General features: G+C 32.7%; 19 protein-coding genes. 6 read left to right on the top strand and 13 right to left on the bottom strand.

Annotated features, from left to right (window positions below):
- Positions 1–22: 22 nt before the first annotated feature.
- From PQF96_RS13225 to PQF96_RS13165, 13 genes are all read right to left on the bottom strand, one after another.
- Complete coding sequence (locus PQF96_RS13225) at positions 23–913, bottom strand: helix-turn-helix domain-containing protein (RefSeq protein WP_271766746.1); 891 nt, start codon at positions 911–913, stop codon at positions 23–25.
- A gap of 363 nt (positions 914–1276) precedes the next feature.
- Positions 1277–2338: a cadherin repeat domain-containing protein gene (locus PQF96_RS13220; protein ID WP_271766744.1), complete on the bottom strand. Its 1062-nt coding sequence runs from the start codon at positions 2336–2338 to the stop codon at positions 1277–1279.
- A gap of 14 nt (positions 2339–2352) precedes the next feature.
- Complete coding sequence (locus PQF96_RS13215) at positions 2353–3714, bottom strand: hypothetical protein (protein ID WP_271766742.1); 1362 nt, start codon at positions 3712–3714, stop codon at positions 2353–2355.
- Between the two features lie 16 nt (positions 3715–3730).
- Positions 3731–5077 carry a hypothetical protein gene (locus PQF96_RS13210; protein WP_271766740.1) on the bottom strand — a complete coding sequence of 449 codons (1347 nt, stop codon included), beginning with the start codon at positions 5075–5077 and terminating at the stop codon, positions 3731–3733.
- 25 nt (positions 5078–5102) lie between these two features.
- Positions 5103–5537: a hypothetical protein gene (locus PQF96_RS13205; RefSeq protein WP_271766739.1), complete on the bottom strand. Its 435-nt coding sequence runs from the start codon at positions 5535–5537 to the stop codon at positions 5103–5105.
- 239 nt (positions 5538–5776) lie between these two features.
- Positions 5777–7087, bottom strand: a complete 1311-nt coding sequence (locus tag PQF96_RS13200; protein WP_271766737.1) for a cadherin repeat domain-containing protein — start codon at positions 7085–7087, stop codon at positions 5777–5779.
- Between the two features lie 35 nt (positions 7088–7122).
- Complete coding sequence (locus PQF96_RS13195; protein ID WP_271766735.1) at positions 7123–8421, bottom strand: cadherin repeat domain-containing protein; 1299 nt, start codon at positions 8419–8421, stop codon at positions 7123–7125.
- Between the two features lie 34 nt (positions 8422–8455).
- Positions 8456–9760, bottom strand: coding sequence for a cadherin domain-containing protein (locus PQF96_RS13190; protein ID WP_271766733.1), 1305 nt, complete (start codon positions 9758–9760; stop codon positions 8456–8458).
- 197 nt (positions 9761–9957) lie between these two features.
- Positions 9958–11280: a cadherin repeat domain-containing protein gene (locus PQF96_RS13185; protein WP_271766731.1), complete on the bottom strand. Its 1323-nt coding sequence runs from the start codon at positions 11278–11280 to the stop codon at positions 9958–9960.
- Positions 11281–11372: 92 nt separating this feature from the next.
- Complete coding sequence (locus tag PQF96_RS13180; protein ID WP_271766729.1) at positions 11373–12647, bottom strand: cadherin domain-containing protein; 1275 nt, start codon at positions 12645–12647, stop codon at positions 11373–11375.
- A complete protein-coding gene (locus PQF96_RS13175; RefSeq protein ID WP_271766727.1) occupies positions 12647–13027 on the bottom strand; it encodes a cadherin repeat domain-containing protein in 381 nt (126 codons plus the stop codon). The genes PQF96_RS13180 and PQF96_RS13175 overlap by 1 nt, the downstream gene beginning before the upstream one ends.
- A gap of 101 nt (positions 13028–13128) precedes the next feature.
- Positions 13129–14421: a cadherin repeat domain-containing protein gene (locus PQF96_RS13170; protein ID WP_271766725.1), complete on the bottom strand. Its 1293-nt coding sequence runs from the start codon at positions 14419–14421 to the stop codon at positions 13129–13131.
- Positions 14422–14523: 102 nt separating this feature from the next.
- Positions 14524–15861 carry a cadherin repeat domain-containing protein gene (locus tag PQF96_RS13165; RefSeq protein WP_271766723.1) on the bottom strand — a complete coding sequence of 446 codons (1338 nt, stop codon included), beginning with the start codon at positions 15859–15861 and terminating at the stop codon, positions 14524–14526.
- A gap of 341 nt (positions 15862–16202) precedes the next feature.
- On the opposite strand from PQF96_RS13165, the gene PQF96_RS13160 reads away from it, so the two are divergent.
- The 6 genes from PQF96_RS13160 to PQF96_RS13135 all read left to right on the top strand — a co-directional run bounded on the left by PQF96_RS13160 (position 16203) and on the right by PQF96_RS13135 (position 19769).
- Complete coding sequence (locus PQF96_RS13160) at positions 16203–16700, top strand: protein-tyrosine phosphatase family protein (protein WP_271766720.1); 498 nt, start codon at positions 16203–16205, stop codon at positions 16698–16700.
- A gap of 222 nt (positions 16701–16922) precedes the next feature.
- On the top strand, positions 16923–17300 hold the full coding sequence (locus tag PQF96_RS13155) for a hypothetical protein (RefSeq protein ID WP_271766718.1): 378 nt from the start codon (positions 16923–16925) through the stop codon (positions 17298–17300).
- Between the two features lie 19 nt (positions 17301–17319).
- Positions 17320–17565, top strand: coding sequence for a hypothetical protein (locus PQF96_RS13150; RefSeq protein ID WP_271766715.1), 246 nt, complete (start codon positions 17320–17322; stop codon positions 17563–17565).
- On the top strand, positions 17565–18443 hold the full coding sequence (locus PQF96_RS13145) for a hypothetical protein (RefSeq protein WP_271766713.1): 879 nt from the start codon (positions 17565–17567) through the stop codon (positions 18441–18443). Before PQF96_RS13150 ends, PQF96_RS13145 begins: the two co-directional genes overlap by 1 nt.
- Positions 18444–18453: 10 nt before the next feature.
- Positions 18454–19152 (top strand): hypothetical protein, encoded by a 699-nt coding sequence (locus PQF96_RS13140; RefSeq protein ID WP_271766711.1) that lies wholly within the window; start codon positions 18454–18456, stop codon positions 19150–19152.
- Positions 19153–19163: 11 nt separating this feature from the next.
- Positions 19164–19769, top strand: coding sequence for a hypothetical protein (locus PQF96_RS13135; protein ID WP_271766710.1), 606 nt, complete (start codon positions 19164–19166; stop codon positions 19767–19769).

Here is a 19769-nt window from a genome sequence, read left to right as displayed (position 1 = left end):
AAGATTAATTCCAACTATTACATTAAGAAAATAGCTGTTTTACATACTCTGATGGTGTAATACCCATCTTGTTTTTAAAAGCTCTATAGAATGATGCTCTACTTTTAAAGCCTGATAATTCTGCTATAGATTCTATGTTTATTTTGTTAAACTTTTCCTTTAAAATAAGTTTTGATTCTTCTACCCTAAAATCATTAATCAACTTAGAAAAATTTTTATGTAATTCATTATTAATCACAGAAGAAACTTCTGCATGCGGAAAACCCAAATCTTTAGATAAGTCTACAATGGTATACTCTAATTTTAAATACGATTTACTTTCTCTTAAAAAATCTTCAATGACTTTGGCGTGCAGAACAGTTTTTAAATTTGAGTCACTATCAATATTAGATTGAAAAACCAAAGATGTTTGACTAATAAGTTTTATATCTTTTTTAAAAATCTCATAGGTTTTTTCATTAAAAATTGCCTTATGCTCAAATGCATAATATACAATCGAACTAATAATCATTGATAATACCAAAGGCATTATCACGAACTCTACAAGATGCACAGAAGCAACAGCATAGGCTATAAACGTTGTTGTGTTTAGTATCCATATTAGTACAATAAAGCGTTTTGTGAAAACTATTTTAATATTACTTCTTGTAGAAAAAATATTGGATACCTTTTTTTGAAATTTATACACTCTATAGGCTGCAATAGTAAAATATATTTGTTGTAGTGCTATAAAAAGAGTTGTTGTTATCGTTATTGGTAATGGTAATTCTTGACTAACAATAGCTTTTATATAATGATCCTTTGATAGAGAATCTAATTCTAAAAAATTAAAAAGTAAAAAAAGGTTATAGCCAATTACCATTGCCGTTGTTATAAACAAAGGATGTTTTAAAGATATTTTTCTTCCACACATTAGGTTTACATAATAAAACACAAGTGGAGCAAAAAGAAAAGCAATTGGAGTTATTAAAAAAAATAGAATCCCGTAAAAGAAATTAGATAAAATTCCTAAAATGTCTAGTATGTTAAAACAAAAACTAAAAGCCGGAACCAAAATAATTACAGCTAATAATTTATTTAAAAAATTATTGTTTTTAAAGAAAAGTGTAAAAAATAAAAAAACAATTTGTAATAGAACTATAAAATTTAAATACTCCATATAGTAAATTTATATTTTTATTTCAATATGTTATAAAGTACTTACTTAAACCTATATCAAAATTTAATCATTTGAATGATTAAAGTAGAAATAAAAATATCCGTTTTTTTATAAAACTTAAAGTTCTTTTCCTTGAATAGCATCACAAGTGCCTACAAAAGGGACTCCAGTACTGTGAAAAGCATACGTAATTAAGCCTATATAGACTTCGCTGCTATAACTAGGTGCAGTTCCTGGTAATTCTCCTATGGCATTGTATAAAGTCCAACTATCATTCTGTGGGTTTTGTGTAGTATTTGGTAATTGCCAATATACTGTTAGTGTATTATCTTGATTACCTACAATTCTTATATCTGCTCTTCCTTGAGGGATTGTGTTGGCACCTATATCATTTACAGAAGAATTTCCATCCAATGTGTTTTTACCTTCAATGGTAAATGAGGCATTTCCTCTATGACCAACAACTACATGACTAGAGTTTGCTTGATTTAAACTGAGTGTATGTACTTGAACACCACAAAAAAGATATGAATTGCCGTTACTAGAAGGTGCTGTTTGTGAGTCTTCTTGCGTTCCTATACCAATATTACGAGCTATGTATTCGAATGGAAATTTTACTTTTTTAGCATCTAATCTTCCTTGGTCATTGTTAAAATGTAGCGTTATATTATCTTGATTGTTTACAAGATTAGCTCTGTACCTTCCGTCTGTTCGTGTAACATCTGGTAAAGCGGACTCATTATTGGTAATGTAATTTAATAATGGCCCATTACCCTTAAAATCATCGGACAGACTACTGTTTTCTATTACTTCTGTAACATTAATGGTTATAGTTGCAGAAACTGTATTTGTCCCGTCTGATACCGCTACTTTTATTGTATGTGTTTGTGCAATATCATAATCTAACGTTTTTCCTGAGGCTAAGGTTAGTTCTCCTGTGTCGTTTACAGTAAATAAACCATTATCATTGGTAGCTATAGTAAAAGTAAGTGCGTCATTATTTACATCTGTTGCTACTATGGTACCAATAACTGTTGTTTCATCTAAACTTTCAGACACATTAAATGTTTGGCTCTCTATTTTAGGAGTTTCATTTTGTGCCTCTTGTGGTGGCGTATCGTCTTTACTACAACTAAAAAGCAACAGTGTAATTGCTATTAGTACGATTGTATTTTTCATGTTTTATTTTTTGATTATTTTATAAATAAAGCTTCTGCTCTTTGTAGGCCTTCTATGGGTACCTTAATTCCATTTTTCCAAAACTTCACTTCATTTTCACTATAACTATAACCTAATACATATACATCATCATTAAAAACAGAAACCGAGTTTAATGCTACATTGGTAAATGTTGTTCTTTCTATTTCAGTTTCTTTTATTTCCCAAAGAAAACTAGTATAAGAGCCAGGAGTACCGTTATATTGAGTACCTACTATATAGGTACTTATATTGTTAGCAACAAAAATTGAAGTAGGATAAACAGGCCCATTTGTTTCTCCTTGGGCAGAAAATGTTGTAACTACATTATCTTTCCAAAGCTTTAATGTATGTTCCCATTGTTGAGGAGAAACTCTTTCTATTTCTACAAATGGTATATATGCACTACCAGTATCTGAAATAAATATTGAATGCGCTGAAGATGATAAATTGTTTGAAAGTGTACCTGTTGTATCATTTAAAGGTAGTTTGGTAGTATTTTTCCAAAGTACTGCTTCTCTAGACGGTTGCCCATCGATTGCATCATCATACCCTACTACATAAGTATCGTCTCCAAAAATGGATATATCCTTAGATTCTGCAATGGTTATAGTTCCAGGGTTAAGGTTTGTTCTTTCTCCGTTTTTATATAGTATTATATTAGCGTAAGGGGAACCACCACCTGGAATTAACTCTCGCCAAGTTGCATATACTTTTTCATTATTAATGTATAAACTTGGATCTCTAGCTTTTTTAGATTCAAAAGCAAGCGTTGTTGGTTCTCCATTGTTCCAAAGTACTATTCTGCTTTCGCCTTGAAATATACTCCCTATTGCATATACATCTCCTTTTTTTGAAACTTGAATATCTACTTTTCCAGAACTGAACCAGTCTGTAGCAGGTACAGGTAATTCTGTTATTATTCCGTTTTTCCAAATAGCTGGTTTACCATCATTGTTTTGACCTGCGATATATACATCTGCTATATTAATTACCTTTATGGTTATGTTGGCAGATGCTATTTTTGTTCCACTAGAAACTTCTACTGTAATAGTGTGTGTTTGTGCTATATCGTAATTTAACTGTTTGTTGGGTGCTACATACAATTCTCCCATTTCATTTACGGTAAACAAGTCATTATCGTTAGTTGTAATACTATAACTAACTTCATTGCTGTTTGCTCCTGTTATGGCTATGGTGCCTATTGCAGTAGTTTCATCTATATTTTCTACAACCGTAAACTCTTGGTTTTCTAGTTGTGGTGCTGCGTTTTGTGGTATAGTGTTTTGTGGCGTATCATCTTTACTGCAACTAAACAATAAAATTATAATTGTTATAAGTGATATTACTTTTTTCATGTTTTTTAGTATTATGTTATTTTATAAATAAGGCCGTAGCAATTCTAAGCCCTTCTACAGATACCTCAATTCCATTTTTCCAGAACTTTTTTCCAGAACCTAATACGTATACATCATCATCAAAAACAGAAACCGCGTTTAATTTTACATTGGTAAATATTGTTCTTTCTATTTCTCCTTCTTCTATTTTCCAAAGAAAACTAGTGTTTTCATCAAAAGAATTATTGTATTGATAGCCTACTATATATGTATTGTTATTAGCTACAAACATTGAGGTGGGGTAAACTTCACCATTCGTTTCTGATTGGGCAGAAAACGTTGTAACTACACCATCTTGCCAAAGTTTTAATGTGTGTTCAAATTTTTGAGGAGCAACCCTTTCTATTTCTGTAAATGGAATATATTTACTACCATTATCTGAAATAAAAATTGAAAAAGCTACTGATGATAAATCGGTAGTGGGTGTAATAGTTGTATTATTTAAAGGTATTTTGGTTGTATTTTTCCAAAGAACTGCTTCTCTACGTCCATCAATTGCATCATCGTACCCTGTTACATATACCTCATTTTCAAAAACTGATATATCTCTAGAATCTGCAATAGTTATTGTTCCAGGGGTTAAATTTACTCTATCTCCGTTTTTATATAGTATTATATTAGCTGTAGGATCAATATTACCAGGAATTCCCTCTCGCCAAGTCGCATATACTTTTTCATTATCGGTACATATACTTGGAAAACGTGCTTTTTTTGATTCGTAAACAAGAGTTGTTGCTTCTTCATTCTTCCATAGTATTATTCTTGTTTGATTTTGAGAATATATTTCTCCTATTACATATACATCACCCTTTTTTGAAACATGAATATCTACTTTTCTTGCTCTCCAATCTGTTGGCACAGGTAATTCTGTTATTGTTCCATTTTTCCAAACCACTGGTTTGTAATCATTGTTGACACCAGCAATATATATGTCTGCTATATTGGTTACGTTTATGGTTATGTTGGCAGAGGCTATCTTTGCTCCACTAGAAACTTCTACTGTAATAGTGTGAGACTGGGCGACATCGTAATTTAAATGTTTATTGGGTGCTAAATACAACGCTCCTGTTTCGTTTATTGTAAATAAATCATTATCATTAGTTGTAATAGTGTATGTAACCTCATTGGTATTTGCTCCTGTTATTACTATGGTTCCTATAAGGGTGGTTTCATCTATATTTTCTGCTGTGGTAAACTCCTGGTTTTCTATTTGTGGTGCTGCGTTTTGTGGTATCGGACCCTCTACTAGAGCGTCACTTTTACCACAGTTAAATAGAGGTAATAGGGAAACTATACATACGAGTACTTTTTTCAATGTTTTCATGTTTTCTCTTAGGGTTTTAACACAACTAATTATTTTTTATGGTTTTTATTTCTGTTAATTTCATGCTCTCGCAAATGATTAACCAATCTTTGCAATATCTTGATTCAAAAAAATAGGATTCAATATGTTTTTTTCTTTTTATTTTATCTAAAATATTGTTCTTGGTATTTGACAAAATAAGTGTTGGATTGGTATCTAAATATTTATGTAATTGAGCTACTACAAGATGAAATTTTTTATTTACTATGATTTCTGTAATAAGATTAAAAGAACTTATATCAGGAAGACTTTGAAATGTTACTCCCATAAATTTTAAAATTGATAAACAGTTAGTCTCTTCCTCTCCTTTTAGGTGCCATTGTTTCATTTTTATTGTGATACTTTCTTTGTCATTTTCGATAATTATTCGTTCTATAATCCCATCAAAATTTTCACAACTATTTAAAATAAGTTTCTCCAATTTTTCTTAGTTTTTTCATATAAATAACTCATTGTGCATTTAGAAATTAGTAACATAAAAAAGCGTCAATTCGAGTAGTTTTTTTTGAAATAGAGTGAAAAAAAAATGCACTTCAGCAAACTCAGCAGAACCTATCGAGAATAGTTTTTTAATAACCGCCAGTAATGAGAAAAGAGTAAGGTTATTTCCCTATTACTGGCGATACTACAAAAACACAAATAATTATATTTTTTTTCTTTTTACTTTACAAAAACATCGGTTACATAGGAGATGTTACTATCGTCTACAGGTAATATTATCGTTTCTTTATTTTTCCATAATCTAGCTTTTTGATTGGGATAATTATTATACCCACCTACATACACATCTTCCTTAAATATATATATGTTTGTTGCGAGAGTACCATTATATAATATATCTTTTGTAGTACCATTTTTCCAGAGGGCAGCATAATTATTATCACTTTGTCTTCTAGTCCCTACTATATATATATCATTGTTTTCTGCAACATATATATCTCTTGCATATAAAGGGTTAAAAAAATCTCCCATTATAGTTGTTGTGTTTCCATTGTGCCATAGTTTAACTTCATTAAAAATCTCATTTGGGTTGCTAGTGTTTTTTTCGTTAAAAACGATGTACACATTATTTTCTAATCCATAAATACCACTTACACTGGTGCTCGTAATACCATTTGAAAGAGTTGTAATGTTTCCGTTTTTCCATAGTTTAACAGTGTCAATTCCATTACTATCTCTTTCCCAAAAAGTAACATATACATTGCTGCCAAACACATATAATCCTGTTACTCCTCCTCGTAAACTGCCATTTGCAATAGTTTCTATAATAGTTCCATTTTTCCATAAAGTAAGAATACGATGATTAACTGTTGGGTCACTTACCTCACCAACCACATAGACATCGTCACCCGAAACCGAAATATACTTTGGGTCTGCAAAATTACCATTATAGGATATTGACGTGGGGTCTCCATTTTTCCAAACATATGCTACAACCCCTGTTCCTTCTTCATATTTGTAACCTATTGTATATACATCTTTTCCTGATACATAAATAGAATTAAATCGTCCTGTTGATTCGGTAGATAATATTACTTCTCCATTTTTAATAATTTTACCTTTACCATCTTCAATTATGGTTGTATATACATCGGTTATATCGGTTACATTTATGGTTATGATTGCCTCTCTAGCTATTGCTCCGTCTGATACCTCTATTGCTATGGCATAAGTCTGCGCTACATCATAATTTAATGTTTTGCCTGCAGCTAAACGTAATTCTCCTATATTGTTTATCGTAAATAAATCATTATCAGTTATACTATAAGTAAGCGCATCGTTATCTGGATCTGTAACAATTACAGTTCCTATTATTGTGTCTCCATCTATATCTTCTGTAACAGTAAAGTTTTGATTTTGTAATGTTGGAGCTATATTTTGCACTGTAGGAGTGCTATCATCATCTTTATTACAGCCTATTAATATTAGTAAAACTCCAAAAAATACTATTGTTTTTTTTAATATTTTCATGCTTCTAATTTTAGATACTACTACGCTTACCTTTTTTACTTTATAAAAAGGGATCTGATTTTTAAATTTCCCATATAAGTAGCTTCCCCGTTTTTCCATATCGTTGATTCTTTCATATTTGTTTGTGGATTAATTGCTCTTCCTAATACATATACATCATCCTCAAAAACAGAAACTTTAGTAGCTGCAAGTATTTCTCCGCCAATACTAGATGCAAGATTCGTTTCTTCATTATTTCTCCAAACTTTTGGATGTAATACCTGCCCAATAGTTTCGTAACCACAAGTATATATATCGTTATCTTCTGTTACATAAATATCATTAGCAATGGAATGATTTCCATTACTCAAATTTATTTTTGTATTGTTTTTCCATAGTGCAACTTGTGCTCCTCCACCTCCAGTAGTATCATAACCTGCTACATATACATCTCCATTTCTTACATATACTGCATTAGCCATTGAGGAGCTACTTCCATCTGTAAGCTCGGTAATTGTTCCATTTTTCCATACTACAGCCGTATTATTCATACTACTACTACTATCAGCAAATCCCGCTACATATACATCTGTACCTTCTACAAAAACTGATAATGCATAAGCCTCATTATTTCCATTAGAAAGATTTATTGGGTTTCCATTTCTCCAAACTCTAGCTATAGATGTTCCTGATATTTTTTCATTCCCACATATATATACATCTTCCCCAATTATATGCATATCGCTTAAGAAACTAACATTACTTATATTATTTATAATATTAATTGCGGTATTGTTTTTATATAATGTTTCGGTACTTATGACGTATATATCGTTTCCTTGTACAGATAAATCTACTATTGTATTTGATTCGTTTTCTAGTATAGATGGTGTTATATCTTCACCATCTTTCAATACTATTCCTTTACCATTTAGACTTCCTACTAGATACACATTTGCTACATTGGTTACATTAATAGTGATGGTTGCAGAGGTAGTTGTGGTGCCATCTGATACTGATACAGTTATCGTATGCGCTTGTGCAATATCATAGTTTATTTCTTTGGTTGTTGCCAAACTTAATGCTCCTTCTGGGGATAAATCAAATAATTCGTTATCATTGATAATGATGCTATAGGTAAGTACATCCTCATCTGTATCTTTAGCGATTATTGTACCTATAGAAGTCCCTTCTGTTATAGATTCTGAGATAGTAAACTCTTGATTTTCTATTTGCGGTGCTACGTTTTGTGGTTCTTGCGATGTTGGTGTTGGGACTAGAGCATCATCTTTACTACAGTTTATTATGAATAATAAAACTAATCCTAATAGTATTGTTTTATGTAATATTCTCATTTTTTCTAATTATAAATTAATTTTTAATACTGTGTTATTTTATAAAAACAGCATATACTTCAGCAGAAGTACTAGACGAATTTGATGTGAGATAAGTAGGTTCACCGTTTTTCCATACTGTTGCTTCTCTTGTATTTGTTTGAGGATTCATTGTTGTACCTACTACATATACATCATTTTCAAAAACAGAAATATCTTGAGCCCAAAAAAACTCGCCTGCATCACTTGGAGCTAAGTCTATTTCTGCTGTATTTTTCCATACTTTTGGGATGCGTCTGCCACCAGGAAGATTTTCATAACCTGCTATATATACATCATTATCTTCTGTTATATGAATAGAATTACCATTTGAAAAATTATTAGTCCCTAAGTTTATTTTTACATTGTTTTTCCACATTACGGCACTTGGACTTTCATACCCCACAACATATACAATATCGTTAGCTACGTATACTGCATTAGCTCTTGCTTCATTAACCCCATCTGTAAGCTCAATCATTTCTCCATTTTTCCATACAACAGCTATATTTTTATTATTGCTCTTTGAATTAAACCCTGCAGCATATATATCTGTTCCCTTAACAAAAACTGATTTTGAATACGTTTCAGGAGTACCATTTGTAAGATTAATAGGGTTTCCGTTTTTCCAAATTCTAGGGATTAACTTCCCCGATATAGTTTGCTGTCCTGTAATATATATATCGTTACCTACTATCTGCATAGAGCTTAAAAAAGAATTATTATTTTGGCTTGGTATAATTTTAGTTGCTGTATTGTTTTTATATAGTGTGCTACGTGATATAGCATATATATCATTCCCTTGAACAGCTATATCAACAATAGGGTTATTGTCATTTTCCATTATAGATGGTGTTATATCTTCACCATCTTTCCAGATTTTAGGTTTAAAGTTTTTCCATCCCGATACATACACATTTACTATATTAGTTACATTAATAGTAATGGTTGCAGAGGTAGTTGTGGTGCCATCTGATACTGATACAGTTATCGTATGCGCTTGTGCAATATCATAGTTTATTTCTTTGGTGGCTACCAAACTTAATGCGCCTTCTGGAGATAACTCAAATAAATCATTATCATTAGTAGTAATGCTATAGGTGAGTGTATCGTTATCTGCATCTGTAGCGACTACATTTCCTATTATTGTAATTTCATCTATATCTTCTGCAACGGTAAACTCTTGGTTTTCTATTTGTGGTGCTGTATTTTGTGGTTCTTGTGGTGTTGGTGTAGGAACTGAGGAATCGTCTTTACTACAACTTAGAGCTATTAATAGTATGCCAAAAAAAAACAGTATTTTTTTCTTTATCTGATTCATGTTGAATTGTATTTAGTTATTTCTTAAATAATTTTGTATAAGCATCAGTAATAGAAAACAAAAAGCAATAACAATTTTTCTATTACTGATGACAAATATTAGTCTAATAGATTATCAGAATTTTTGGGAAGAAAACTCTATAATTATTATGCTTATACAAGTATTGCACTATGGCCAGTGCTCCCCTTTTTACTTTTTTATTTTACAAAAATGTCTGTTATAGTTGCATGACCGTCTGCATCTGTAATGGTTTTTGCTACTCCGTTTTTCCAGATTATAGCTGCAAAAGTTTTCTGAGTATTAGAAGTAGACTCAAATCCACCAACATACACATTGGTTCCTAAAACATATACAGAACGCGCATTTGCATTATAAGTCCCATCAGTAAGAACAGTAACTTCTCCATTTTTCCAAAGTTTAGCTACTTCTTTTGATTCTGGTGCTGTATCCAACTCAAATCCTACTACGTACACGTCACTTCCAGATACAAAAACTGAATTTGCTCCTCCTACACTACCGTTTCCGTCTGTAAGTAGTATTGCTTCCCCATTTTCCCAAACTGTAGCAGTATTACTTGCCCCACTACTTCTAGTATATCCTGCAACATACACCTCATCTGTTTCAGAAACAAATACAGAACGTGCTACTGAAGCAACAACACTTGCATTAGAAAGATTAGTGGGCACTCCATTTTTCCATACCGTAGCAACAGGACCTGCTCCGTTATTAATAAATCCCGTTGCATATATATCTGTACCGCTAACATAGACCCCATTAGCAGCAGCATTGACACTTGGATCAGTAAGATTAGTTACTATTTCATTTTTCCATACGGTGGCTATAGTACTTGTTCCATTAGTTATAAAACCAGCTACATATACATCATCTCCCGATACAAAAACAGATGCAGCATTTGCATTAGTGTTCCCATCTGTAAGATTAGTAACTACTCCGTTTTTCCATATGACGGCTCTATTATTAACTCCATTAATTATACGACCTGTTACATACACATCATCGCCTGATACAAAAACAGAAGTTGAATAAGCATCTAGTATTCCATCAGATAATGCTGTAGCTACTCCATTTTCCCAAAGGGTTGCTACATCTATACCTGATGTGTTTTTTTGAAACCCTACTGCATATACTTGATCTGCAATTACATTAATGGTAATAGTTGCTGGTACTGTGGTCGTACCATCAGATACTTCTACCGTAATGATGTGTGTTTGTGCGACATCATAATTCAATATTTTTCCTGTGGCTAAACTTAATTCTCCTGCCTCGGTTAGTGCAAATAAATCATTATCATTAGTGGTAATTGTATAAGTAAGTTCTTCTGCATCTGTGGCTACAAGCGCACCTATTGCCGTTCCTTCTGTAACAGATTCTGAAATACTGAACTCTTGATTTGCTATTTGTGGAGCTATATTTTGTGCTGGTGCATCATCATCTTTGCTACAACCAAACAGAACCAATAAAATCCCTAATAGTGCTATTGCTTTTTTTACATCTTTCATATTCTTAAATTTTATTGCTTTTTACGTGTTCCTATATCATTCTTTACCATAATGAAGAACTTACATTACTTTTTATATTACTTTGGTATTTTTTATTTTACAAAGACTGCTGTTATATTCCCCTCTCCAGAAAGCACAGTCTGTTCTGAATTTTTCCATATAGATGCTTCGTATTTTTGATTGGTAAGACTATATAGTGTCCCAGATATATACACATCATTTTCGAAAACATAAACAGAACTGAATTGTGCAGAAATTTGACTTAAACTATCTAAGACATTGTTTTGCCAAAAATTATTACTTCCTACAACATATACATCGTTACCTGATACAAAAACAGAAGTAGCTGTTTTTCCATTACCATCTGTAAGCATAGTTGCTGCTCCATTTTTCCATAAGGTAGCTATACCATTTGTTAGATTAGTTTCAATACCGGCTATATATACATCTGTCCCCGATATATAAACATCGTTTGCGAATGCATTATTAACTCCATCGGTCAGTGCTATTTCTTCTTCGTTTCTCCAAAGAGTAGCTACACTTTTTGATTCACCATATTGATATCCTACGATATACACATCATCGCCTGAAACATACACAGCATTTGCACTACTACCAATATCTCCAATGTCCTTTTGTACTTGATTTTTCCATAGGGTAGCAAAAATTCTACTTGAGATAAATCTATACCCTACTACATATACGTCATTTCCTGAAACATACACGGCATTTGCCCTCGCATCACTATTTCCATCTGTAAGTTTGATTGTCTCACCATTTCTCCAAAGCGTTGCAACCTCAAAACCAGAATTACCAACCTCATAACCAGCAACATAAACATCATCACCTGAAACAAAAACAGAGTTCGCTTTCGCCTCATTACTTCCATCAGTAAGTGATATTGCTTCTCCATTTTTCCAAAAGGTTGCGATATCGTCACCTCCTTTATTCTCATAACCCGCTGCATATACATCTACAATATTAGTTACATTAATAGTAATGGTGGCAGAAGCGGTATCTGTACCGTCTGATACGGCTACCGTGATACTATGTGTTTGTGCTACATCATAATTTACCGTTTTACCTGTAGCCAGGCTTAATGATCCTGCATCGGTTATGGCAAACAGATCATTATCATTAGTAGTAATGGTATAGGTAAGTTGATCTTCATTTACATCTGCGGCTACCAAGGTCCCTATAGCGGTGCCTTCTGTAGCAGATTCTGAAATACTAAATTCTTGATTATCTATTTGTGGAGCTATATTTTGAGGTATCGGTACTACTACTGGTGCATCATCATCTTTACTACAACCAAACAGCACCAATACAACTCCTAACAGTGTTATTGTTTTTTTTATATGTTTCATTATTTTTCATCTATTACATTAATAGTAATGGCTGCAGATGATATATCTGTACCATCTGATACTGCTACTGTGATGATATGGCTTTGTGCAATATCGTAGTTCACCGTTTTACCTGTAGCCAGGCTTAATACACCTGCATCGGTTACTGCAAACAAATCATTATCATTGGTTGTCATACTATAGGTAAGTTGATCTTCATCAACATCTGTAGCTACCAGAGTCCCTATTGAAGCTCCCTCTTCAACATTCTCTGAGATGCTAAACTCTTGGTTTGCGATTTGGGGAGCTACGTTTTGCACTGGTGCATCATCATCTTTACTACAACCAAACAGTACTAATACAACTCCTAACAGTGTTATTGCTTTTTTTATATGTTTCATCACTTTTTTGTTTTATAAATTTTCTTGAGTATACAGTGCAACCCATTATGAGAGTAAGGACTACACTGTATGTTTTTATTTTGGGGTATTGGGGATTTGGTTTATTTTACAAAAATGGCTGTTGCTTGCCCTTTACCACCATCAATAAGTTCTTCTGCAACTACACCATTTTTCCAAACGGTAACGTCTGCACCTGTTACACCTGCAACATATATATCTTCTCCTAAGACATACACATCATTTGCTATTGAATTAGTACCTGAAGTCGTGAGACCTGTAGCTTCTCCATTATTCCAAAGTGTTGCTGTAATCGATGAGCCAGTTCCAGTATCATAACCAGCTACATATATATTTTCTCCTAAGGCATATACAGAGTTTGCATAAGCACTATTACTAATGCCATTAGTAAGGTCTATAAGTCCTCCATTTCCCCAAAGTCTAGGTATAAATTTTGTACCATCATATTCCGCTCCTGATGCATATACATCATTTCCTGAAACAAAAACGGAAGTGGCATACGCTTCTTGGCTAGTACCATCTGTAAGTACAGTTATGTTATCGTTTTCCCAAAGTACAGCTTGAGATTTCCCTCCAATAACTTCCTCTCCAGCAACATATACCATATTTCCTGATACATATACAGAAAATGCAGCAGCTGAATTAACTTGGGCACTACTTCTTGGAAGAGATGTAGGGTTTCCATTTTTCCAAATTGTTGCTCTACTTTTTTTATAGCCCACTACATATACATCTTCCCCTGAAACATATACAGAATTTGCTCTTGCATTATTTGACCCCTCTGTTAAATTGGTAGCCATGCCATTTTGCCAAAGCATTGCAATATCAACATTAGTTGTTCCTTCCTTTTTATGGCCAACTACGTACACATCTTCTCCTAAAACATATACATCTTTGGCTCTTGCATAATTACCATTACTTGAAAGAGTTGTTCCTATACCATTTTTCCATAACATAGCTCTATTAATAGCTCCATCTATCTGAAAACCTGCCACATATACATCTATAAAATCAGTAACTTTTATGGTTATTGTAGCTTCTGTGGTATTTGTACCGTCTGATACTGCTACTGTAATGCTATGGGTTTGTGCTATGTTATAGTTTAATGCTTTACCAGTAGCTAGGCTTAATACACCTGCATTGGTTAACGCAAACAAATCATTATCATTAGTCGTAATGCTATAGGTAAGTGCATCACTATCTGTAGCGACCAAGGTACCTATCACAGTGCCTTCTATAGCATCCTCTGAGATGCTAAACTCTTGGTTTGCGATTTGGGGAGCTACGTTTTGCACTGGTGCATCATCATCTTTGCTACAACCAAACAGCACCAATACAACTCCTAACAGTGTTATTGTTTTTTTTATATGTTTCATCACTTTTTTGTTTTATTAAATTTTCTTGAGTATACAGTGCAACCCATTATGAGAGTAAGGACTACACTGTATGTTTTTATTTTGGGGTATTGGGGGATTAGTTTATTTTACAACCACATCATTTACGATAGCATTATTGCTACCATCTGTAAGTGCTATTTTTTCTTCGTTTTTCCAAATAGTAGCTATGTTTTTTTGTATGGTGGTATTGTACTCTGTACCACCTACATACACATTATTACCTGAAACATGTACAGTATCAAAATGTATGGCAACAATATGATTTAAACCACTTTCTGGAACATTGTTTTTCCAGAACCTAGAAAAACTTCCTCGAGAACCTACTATATACACATCGGCTACACCGTTATTATTTGCCACATAAACATCTCGTGGGATACCACCACCGCTATTTGTACCTAAAGGCAATACTGTAGCCTCACCATTTTTCCAAAGTAAAGGAACGTTAGGGGATTCTTGATGACCTGTTATATATACATCTTCTCCTGAAACAGCTATTGCTGTAGTGGTTGCAGTGTTACCATTTGCTAGATTATAGAATTCTTCATTCTCCCAGAGTACGGGGATTGTTCCAACAGATGTTTCCATAGCTCCTACGACATACACATCGGTACCTGAAACATAGATAGCATTTCCTACGGCTGGTGTATTATCTTTATAATAGGTAGCTTCATTGTTTTTCCAAACTGTAGTAGCAGAGATAAAGCTACTCCCCACTGGTACTTGGTCATATCCCACAACATATACATCGCCATTATCTGCAATAGATACACCGTTAGCTCTTGAGCTTTTAGTAGGGTCGTTTGATAATTCTGTGGCTTCTCCATTCTTCCATAGTATAGCTACTGTTGTGTTGGTAGGTTTTTGTTCGTAACCCACTACATATACATCGCCATTGTTTGCAACATCTACGCCAGTTACAAAGGTATTGTTAGCGGTGTTAGAGGGTAATACCGTGGCTTCGCCATTTTTCCAGAGCATTGGTATTCTTATATCTGTGCTGTTTTGTTCTGTTCCTACTGCGTAAACATCATCTACATTGGTTACCATTACAGTAATGGTAGCTGCTGTTGTATCTGTACCGTCTGATACTGCTACGGTAATGGTATGGGATTGTGCTATGTTATAGTTTAATGCTTTACCAGTAGCCAGGCTTAATGCTCCTGCATTGGTTAACGCAAACAAATCATTATCATTGGTTGTCATACTATAAGTAAGTGCATCACTATCTGTAGCGACCAAGGTACCTATCACAGTGCCTTCTGTAGCATCCTCTGAGATACTAAACTCTTGATTCTCTATTTGTGGTGCTACATTTTGTGCTGCTGCTGGTGCATCGTCATCTTTGCTACAACCAAATAGGACTAATACAGCTCCTAATACTACTATTGCTTTTTTTACTTTCATTGCTTTTTTCATTATATTAATTATTAAGATTTAGGATTAAAACTTGATCAAAATTACATCATGACCACTGTTAATCTATAGCAATTAGCCCCTGATATGTCTCACTTTTTTTTTTTGAGACATATTTTTTTTGAGACAGCACGCATTTTGATTGTGTTGTTCTTTCTTTGTTGAGAATAGGATTTAAAATGAAGTTCTGTGATCTATGCTCATGAAATATTTAAGCTAGAATTTGTTAAAAAATTCATATCTTCAGGTATAGGTAGTACCCTATAATTTTAAGAACATTACTTCTTCTGGATCTATACATTGCTTTGGTACATAGATGTACCATATAAACCAACATATATACTATGAGAATTTATTGGACAGACATCCTCAAAAAAGGTAATCTAGGCATGATGGCGCGACCAAAAGGTAATGACTGGTTAGAAGATGAGATACGTGCATTAAAAAATGTTGAAGTAAATACAATAGTTTCTTTATTAGAAAAACATGAAGAGATAACCCTAGAAATTACAGAAGAGGCTTTTTTTTGTAAAAAATATGATATCGAATACATCAATTTTTCTATACCCGATAGAGGTATCCCCAAAGAGATAGATCCATTTATAGCATTGATCACTCATATTGATAACCAACTAAAAGATCATAAAAAGGTAATTGTACATTGCAGAATGGGTATCGGAAGAACTGCTATGGTTGTTGGAGCAATCCTAATTAAGAATGGTATTGATCCAGAATATGTATTTGAGCATTTGAGTAAAACAAGAACTCTTACCGTGCCAGATACAGAAGAACAAAAAGAATGGGTCAAAGACCAAAAAAAACGTTTTGGATATTCTAAATAGCATACCAATTATATGAAGTGGTTTAAACTTTTTTCAATTCGCTATAAAAATGCCCTTTTTCACTCAATTTTTGTCTTTTTCTTACTTCGTAGCGCTGCTATGAAGCGCAAAAAACACTTCAATTGATCAAAAAACTACTATTTTTCACTAGAATCAAAAAAGTTTAAACCACTTCAATACAACCAAATCATAAAAAATCAAAACGATATTGAAATTAATCTTATGAAAATATTTAAAATCATCACCTACACACTGCTGGCGATACTGCTATTGAGTTGTCAATCAAAAACTAAAATAGATCATCGTTTTTTAATAGGAAAATGGCAAGCTTCTGATATTACAGGAATTGATCGCGACACTTTGTTTGGAGAATCACTACTCATGAATCCTGATGATCAAATTGTTATTGAATTTACAAAAGATACAATGTATATGGATAGTACAGAAGCTAGTCACTATCAATTTATAGTAAAAGATAGTAGTCTTACCTTATATCAAAAAGAAGCTGCTGAGACTATTATGTTACATGTTCTAAACCAAGATGAGTTTGAAACAAAAGATAACATGGGGTTAATCATGGTTTTTAAAAGAACAGAGTAATCTTATAAAAGTATCTAAAATGAATACAAATGTATTAGACATCATATCTCAGGATTTTGCTAAAAACCAGAGAGCTACGGTTATCCATATTCTTTCTTCAATTGAATTACATCATACTATGGATGGAGACGCGAATCTTGAAAAGACAAGGCTTTCAATTTTAAAATTAGCCAATGGTAATCTGGATCATATCATTGATTTAACTGCAAGTGCAAAAATTGATTTCAGAGATGTAATCATGTGGGCTTCTCAAGAAAAGAAATAATGGATGACTCGATAATTGAATGGGATGAACTACTCAATCAGGATTGGGATAATCTAGGATCATTCTCTCTTACTAGTAAAGAAGTTCCTCATTTACTCAATACATTAAAAAATAAAGAAGGAGAACAACAACGCAGTGCTTTTTTGAGACTTACTAACACCATTTTGTCTCCAGTTGATGAACATACGATTTTTGAAATTACTCCAAAAGTAATCCCTTGCCTGTGTTTTTTAATGAAACACTCGCATAAAATATTTGGCGTTCAACACATTGCATCGCTACTCTGCGAGTTGGCAATAATTTGTGACCCATTTTACTATTGCTATGGTGTATGGACCCCTACAGATCTTATAGAACAAAATTATCCAGAAGGTAAAGAAGTAGTGGTGTTGATACAAGCAGAGTGGCAAAATTATCTATCTGCACTTGATCATAATGATGTTAAGGTACGTATTGCTACTATACGTTTACTTGCTCTCATTCCAGATGCATGGTCAGAGTTAAGATTAAGATTGAGGTTACAATGTACGTTAAAACATATCAAAAAATCATCTAATATTAACAATCAAGAACTGGCAGCTATACTTATTGCGCTAGCACATTGTCAACTTGATGGAGCACTTGATACTAGTATAATTGAGAAATTTCTAGCGCCAGTTTCAAGTTCTCCAACTAGTATAGTTGAAAACGCAGCTACTATCGCAATGGTGGTGGTACATCAGGAAAAAACCAAACCATATATTGTAAAACAATTGTGCAATATCCAGAAAACAACATTTACGACATATTATAGTCAATGGTATAAGGGACATCTTAATGAATATGCAGATGATCTATTAAATATATATTGGCCAAAATTATATGATGAATTACATTAGTAATAAAAAAATGAATCAAAAAATCATAACAACCAAGAAACCCAAGATCATTCTGCAAGTATATCACAACTATATACAATATACCAAAGAACAAAAATCATTTAATGACCGTAAAGAACAGACTGTTTGGAGAAAAAATACAGTTTCTAAATCTGGTTTTTTTAAGGATGATAAACTTACAATTTCAAAAACTGCATATTCTAAAGACCTTCTTAATTGTGATATTGTTGTTCTTAATGATTTTAATAGAAAAGATGCTTTATTGCAAGAAAAAAAACGATGGAAAAATGAGTTGATTATCTCTAAAGAAAAATCTGATGGAACAATAACTAAAGCATTACAATACACTCAATATTTTAGTTTTACTAAAAACAACACTGGAAAGTTTCAAATTTTTCAACTCAAAAAAAATAATTCAGCAATTGAAATACATCTTTTATATCATTTATTTGAAATAGGTAAGCCTAAAAGAGAAAACTTTAAACTCTGTAATCTTGAATTGAATGTCCCTATTGAAATTAAAATCAATGGAAAACTAGACCATACTTTATCACATGGCGGGGAACGCATTTATAAAGAACATTGTTATATCTTTCATTTAATAGGCAAATCTGATGAGTTCGAATTACTACAAGAGCCATTTAAAGATGCTACCAAAAGAATTCCTAAACCTGAAAAAGTAATTAACTTAATGAAACCTTTATATTAAAATAAGTTCTTATGCTAAAAAAGGAAGTCGATGTATTGTTAAATGCGCTTGATGAATCTGTAAACTCTAACTCGTATTGGATTACTTTATCCATTAATGAGAATGAAAATCAATTCATTGATGATGTTTTACAGCATTTAAAAACTGGAAGCTTTCATTTTGAATTGGTAAAACAAGACCTAACCAGAGGGTATAACGAGTATTCTGAAATAGTATTCCCAAAGTGTTTTGAAAATCCTGTTTTCATACAAAAACCAGGGAATGTTTGGAATGGCAATGAAATGCTCAACATTGAAGTTATTTCAAAAAAAATGGTAGAAGACCTACTTATGGATATGTTAACAGGTAAACAAAAGTATTTTTCAAAAAGTTATTTAGGAACCCCATTTTGTAATGATGAAGCAAAAAGTATTGTACATCATTTTTTTAAAGTACTTAATGATTTTGGAAATTGGACCTCTTACAATATTTTGCCTAATTTTCTAAATACAATAGATGATTATTATACTAGTAATCATATTAAATTGGGATATTTTGAACGTTGTAATAAAGATTTGGTATTAATTTTTAAGTACACCCATGAAGTTAATATTTTATTAATCAATGGGTCTGAATAA

Origin of the sequence: Aquimarina algiphila, from assembly GCF_947494415.1 — a bacterium.
GTDB lineage: Bacteria > Bacteroidota > Bacteroidia > Flavobacteriales > Flavobacteriaceae > Aquimarina > Aquimarina algiphila.
Note: the sequence above shows the minus strand (reverse complement) of the source record. Positions and strands in the feature narration are given on the sequence as shown.

Excerpts from the sequence above, each read along its gene's own strand:
- PQF96_RS13225 (WP_271766746.1), bottom strand. The coding sequence starts at position 913 with ATGTGTGGAAGAAAAATATCTTTAAAACATCCTTTGTTTATAACAACG.
- PQF96_RS13220 (WP_271766744.1), bottom strand. The coding sequence starts at position 2,338 with ATGAAAAATACAATCGTACTAATAGCAATTACACTGTTGCTTTTTAGT.
- PQF96_RS13215 (WP_271766742.1), bottom strand. The coding sequence starts at position 3,714 with ATGAAAAAAGTAATATCACTTATAACAATTATAATTTTATTGTTTAGT.
- PQF96_RS13210 (WP_271766740.1), bottom strand. The coding sequence starts at position 5,077 with ATGAAAACATTGAAAAAAGTACTCGTATGTATAGTTTCCCTATTACCT.
- PQF96_RS13200 (WP_271766737.1), bottom strand. The coding sequence starts at position 7,087 with ATGAAAATATTAAAAAAAACAATAGTATTTTTTGGAGTTTTACTAATA.
- PQF96_RS13195 (WP_271766735.1), bottom strand. The coding sequence starts at position 8,421 with ATGAGAATATTACATAAAACAATACTATTAGGATTAGTTTTATTATTC.
- PQF96_RS13190 (WP_271766733.1), bottom strand. The coding sequence starts at position 9,760 with ATGAATCAGATAAAGAAAAAAATACTGTTTTTTTTTGGCATACTATTA.
- PQF96_RS13185 (WP_271766731.1), bottom strand. The coding sequence starts at position 11,280 with ATGAAAGATGTAAAAAAAGCAATAGCACTATTAGGGATTTTATTGGTT.
- PQF96_RS13180 (WP_271766729.1), bottom strand. The coding sequence starts at position 12,647 with ATGAAACATATAAAAAAAACAATAACACTGTTAGGAGTTGTATTGGTG.
- PQF96_RS13175 (WP_271766727.1), bottom strand. The coding sequence starts at position 13,027 with ATGAAACATATAAAAAAAGCAATAACACTGTTAGGAGTTGTATTAGTA.
- PQF96_RS13170 (WP_271766725.1), bottom strand. The coding sequence starts at position 14,421 with ATGAAACATATAAAAAAAACAATAACACTGTTAGGAGTTGTATTGGTG.
- PQF96_RS13165 (WP_271766723.1), bottom strand. The coding sequence starts at position 15,861 with ATGAAAAAAGCAATGAAAGTAAAAAAAGCAATAGTAGTATTAGGAGCT.
- PQF96_RS13160 (WP_271766720.1), top strand. The coding sequence starts at position 16,203 with ATGAGAATTTATTGGACAGACATCCTCAAAAAAGGTAATCTAGGCATG.
- PQF96_RS13155 (WP_271766718.1), top strand. The coding sequence starts at position 16,923 with ATGAAAATATTTAAAATCATCACCTACACACTGCTGGCGATACTGCTA.
- PQF96_RS13150 (WP_271766715.1), top strand. The coding sequence starts at position 17,320 with ATGAATACAAATGTATTAGACATCATATCTCAGGATTTTGCTAAAAAC.
- PQF96_RS13145 (WP_271766713.1), top strand. The coding sequence starts at position 17,565 with ATGGATGACTCGATAATTGAATGGGATGAACTACTCAATCAGGATTGG.
- PQF96_RS13140 (WP_271766711.1), top strand. The coding sequence starts at position 18,454 with ATGAATCAAAAAATCATAACAACCAAGAAACCCAAGATCATTCTGCAA.
- PQF96_RS13135 (WP_271766710.1), top strand. The coding sequence starts at position 19,164 with ATGCTAAAAAAGGAAGTCGATGTATTGTTAAATGCGCTTGATGAATCT.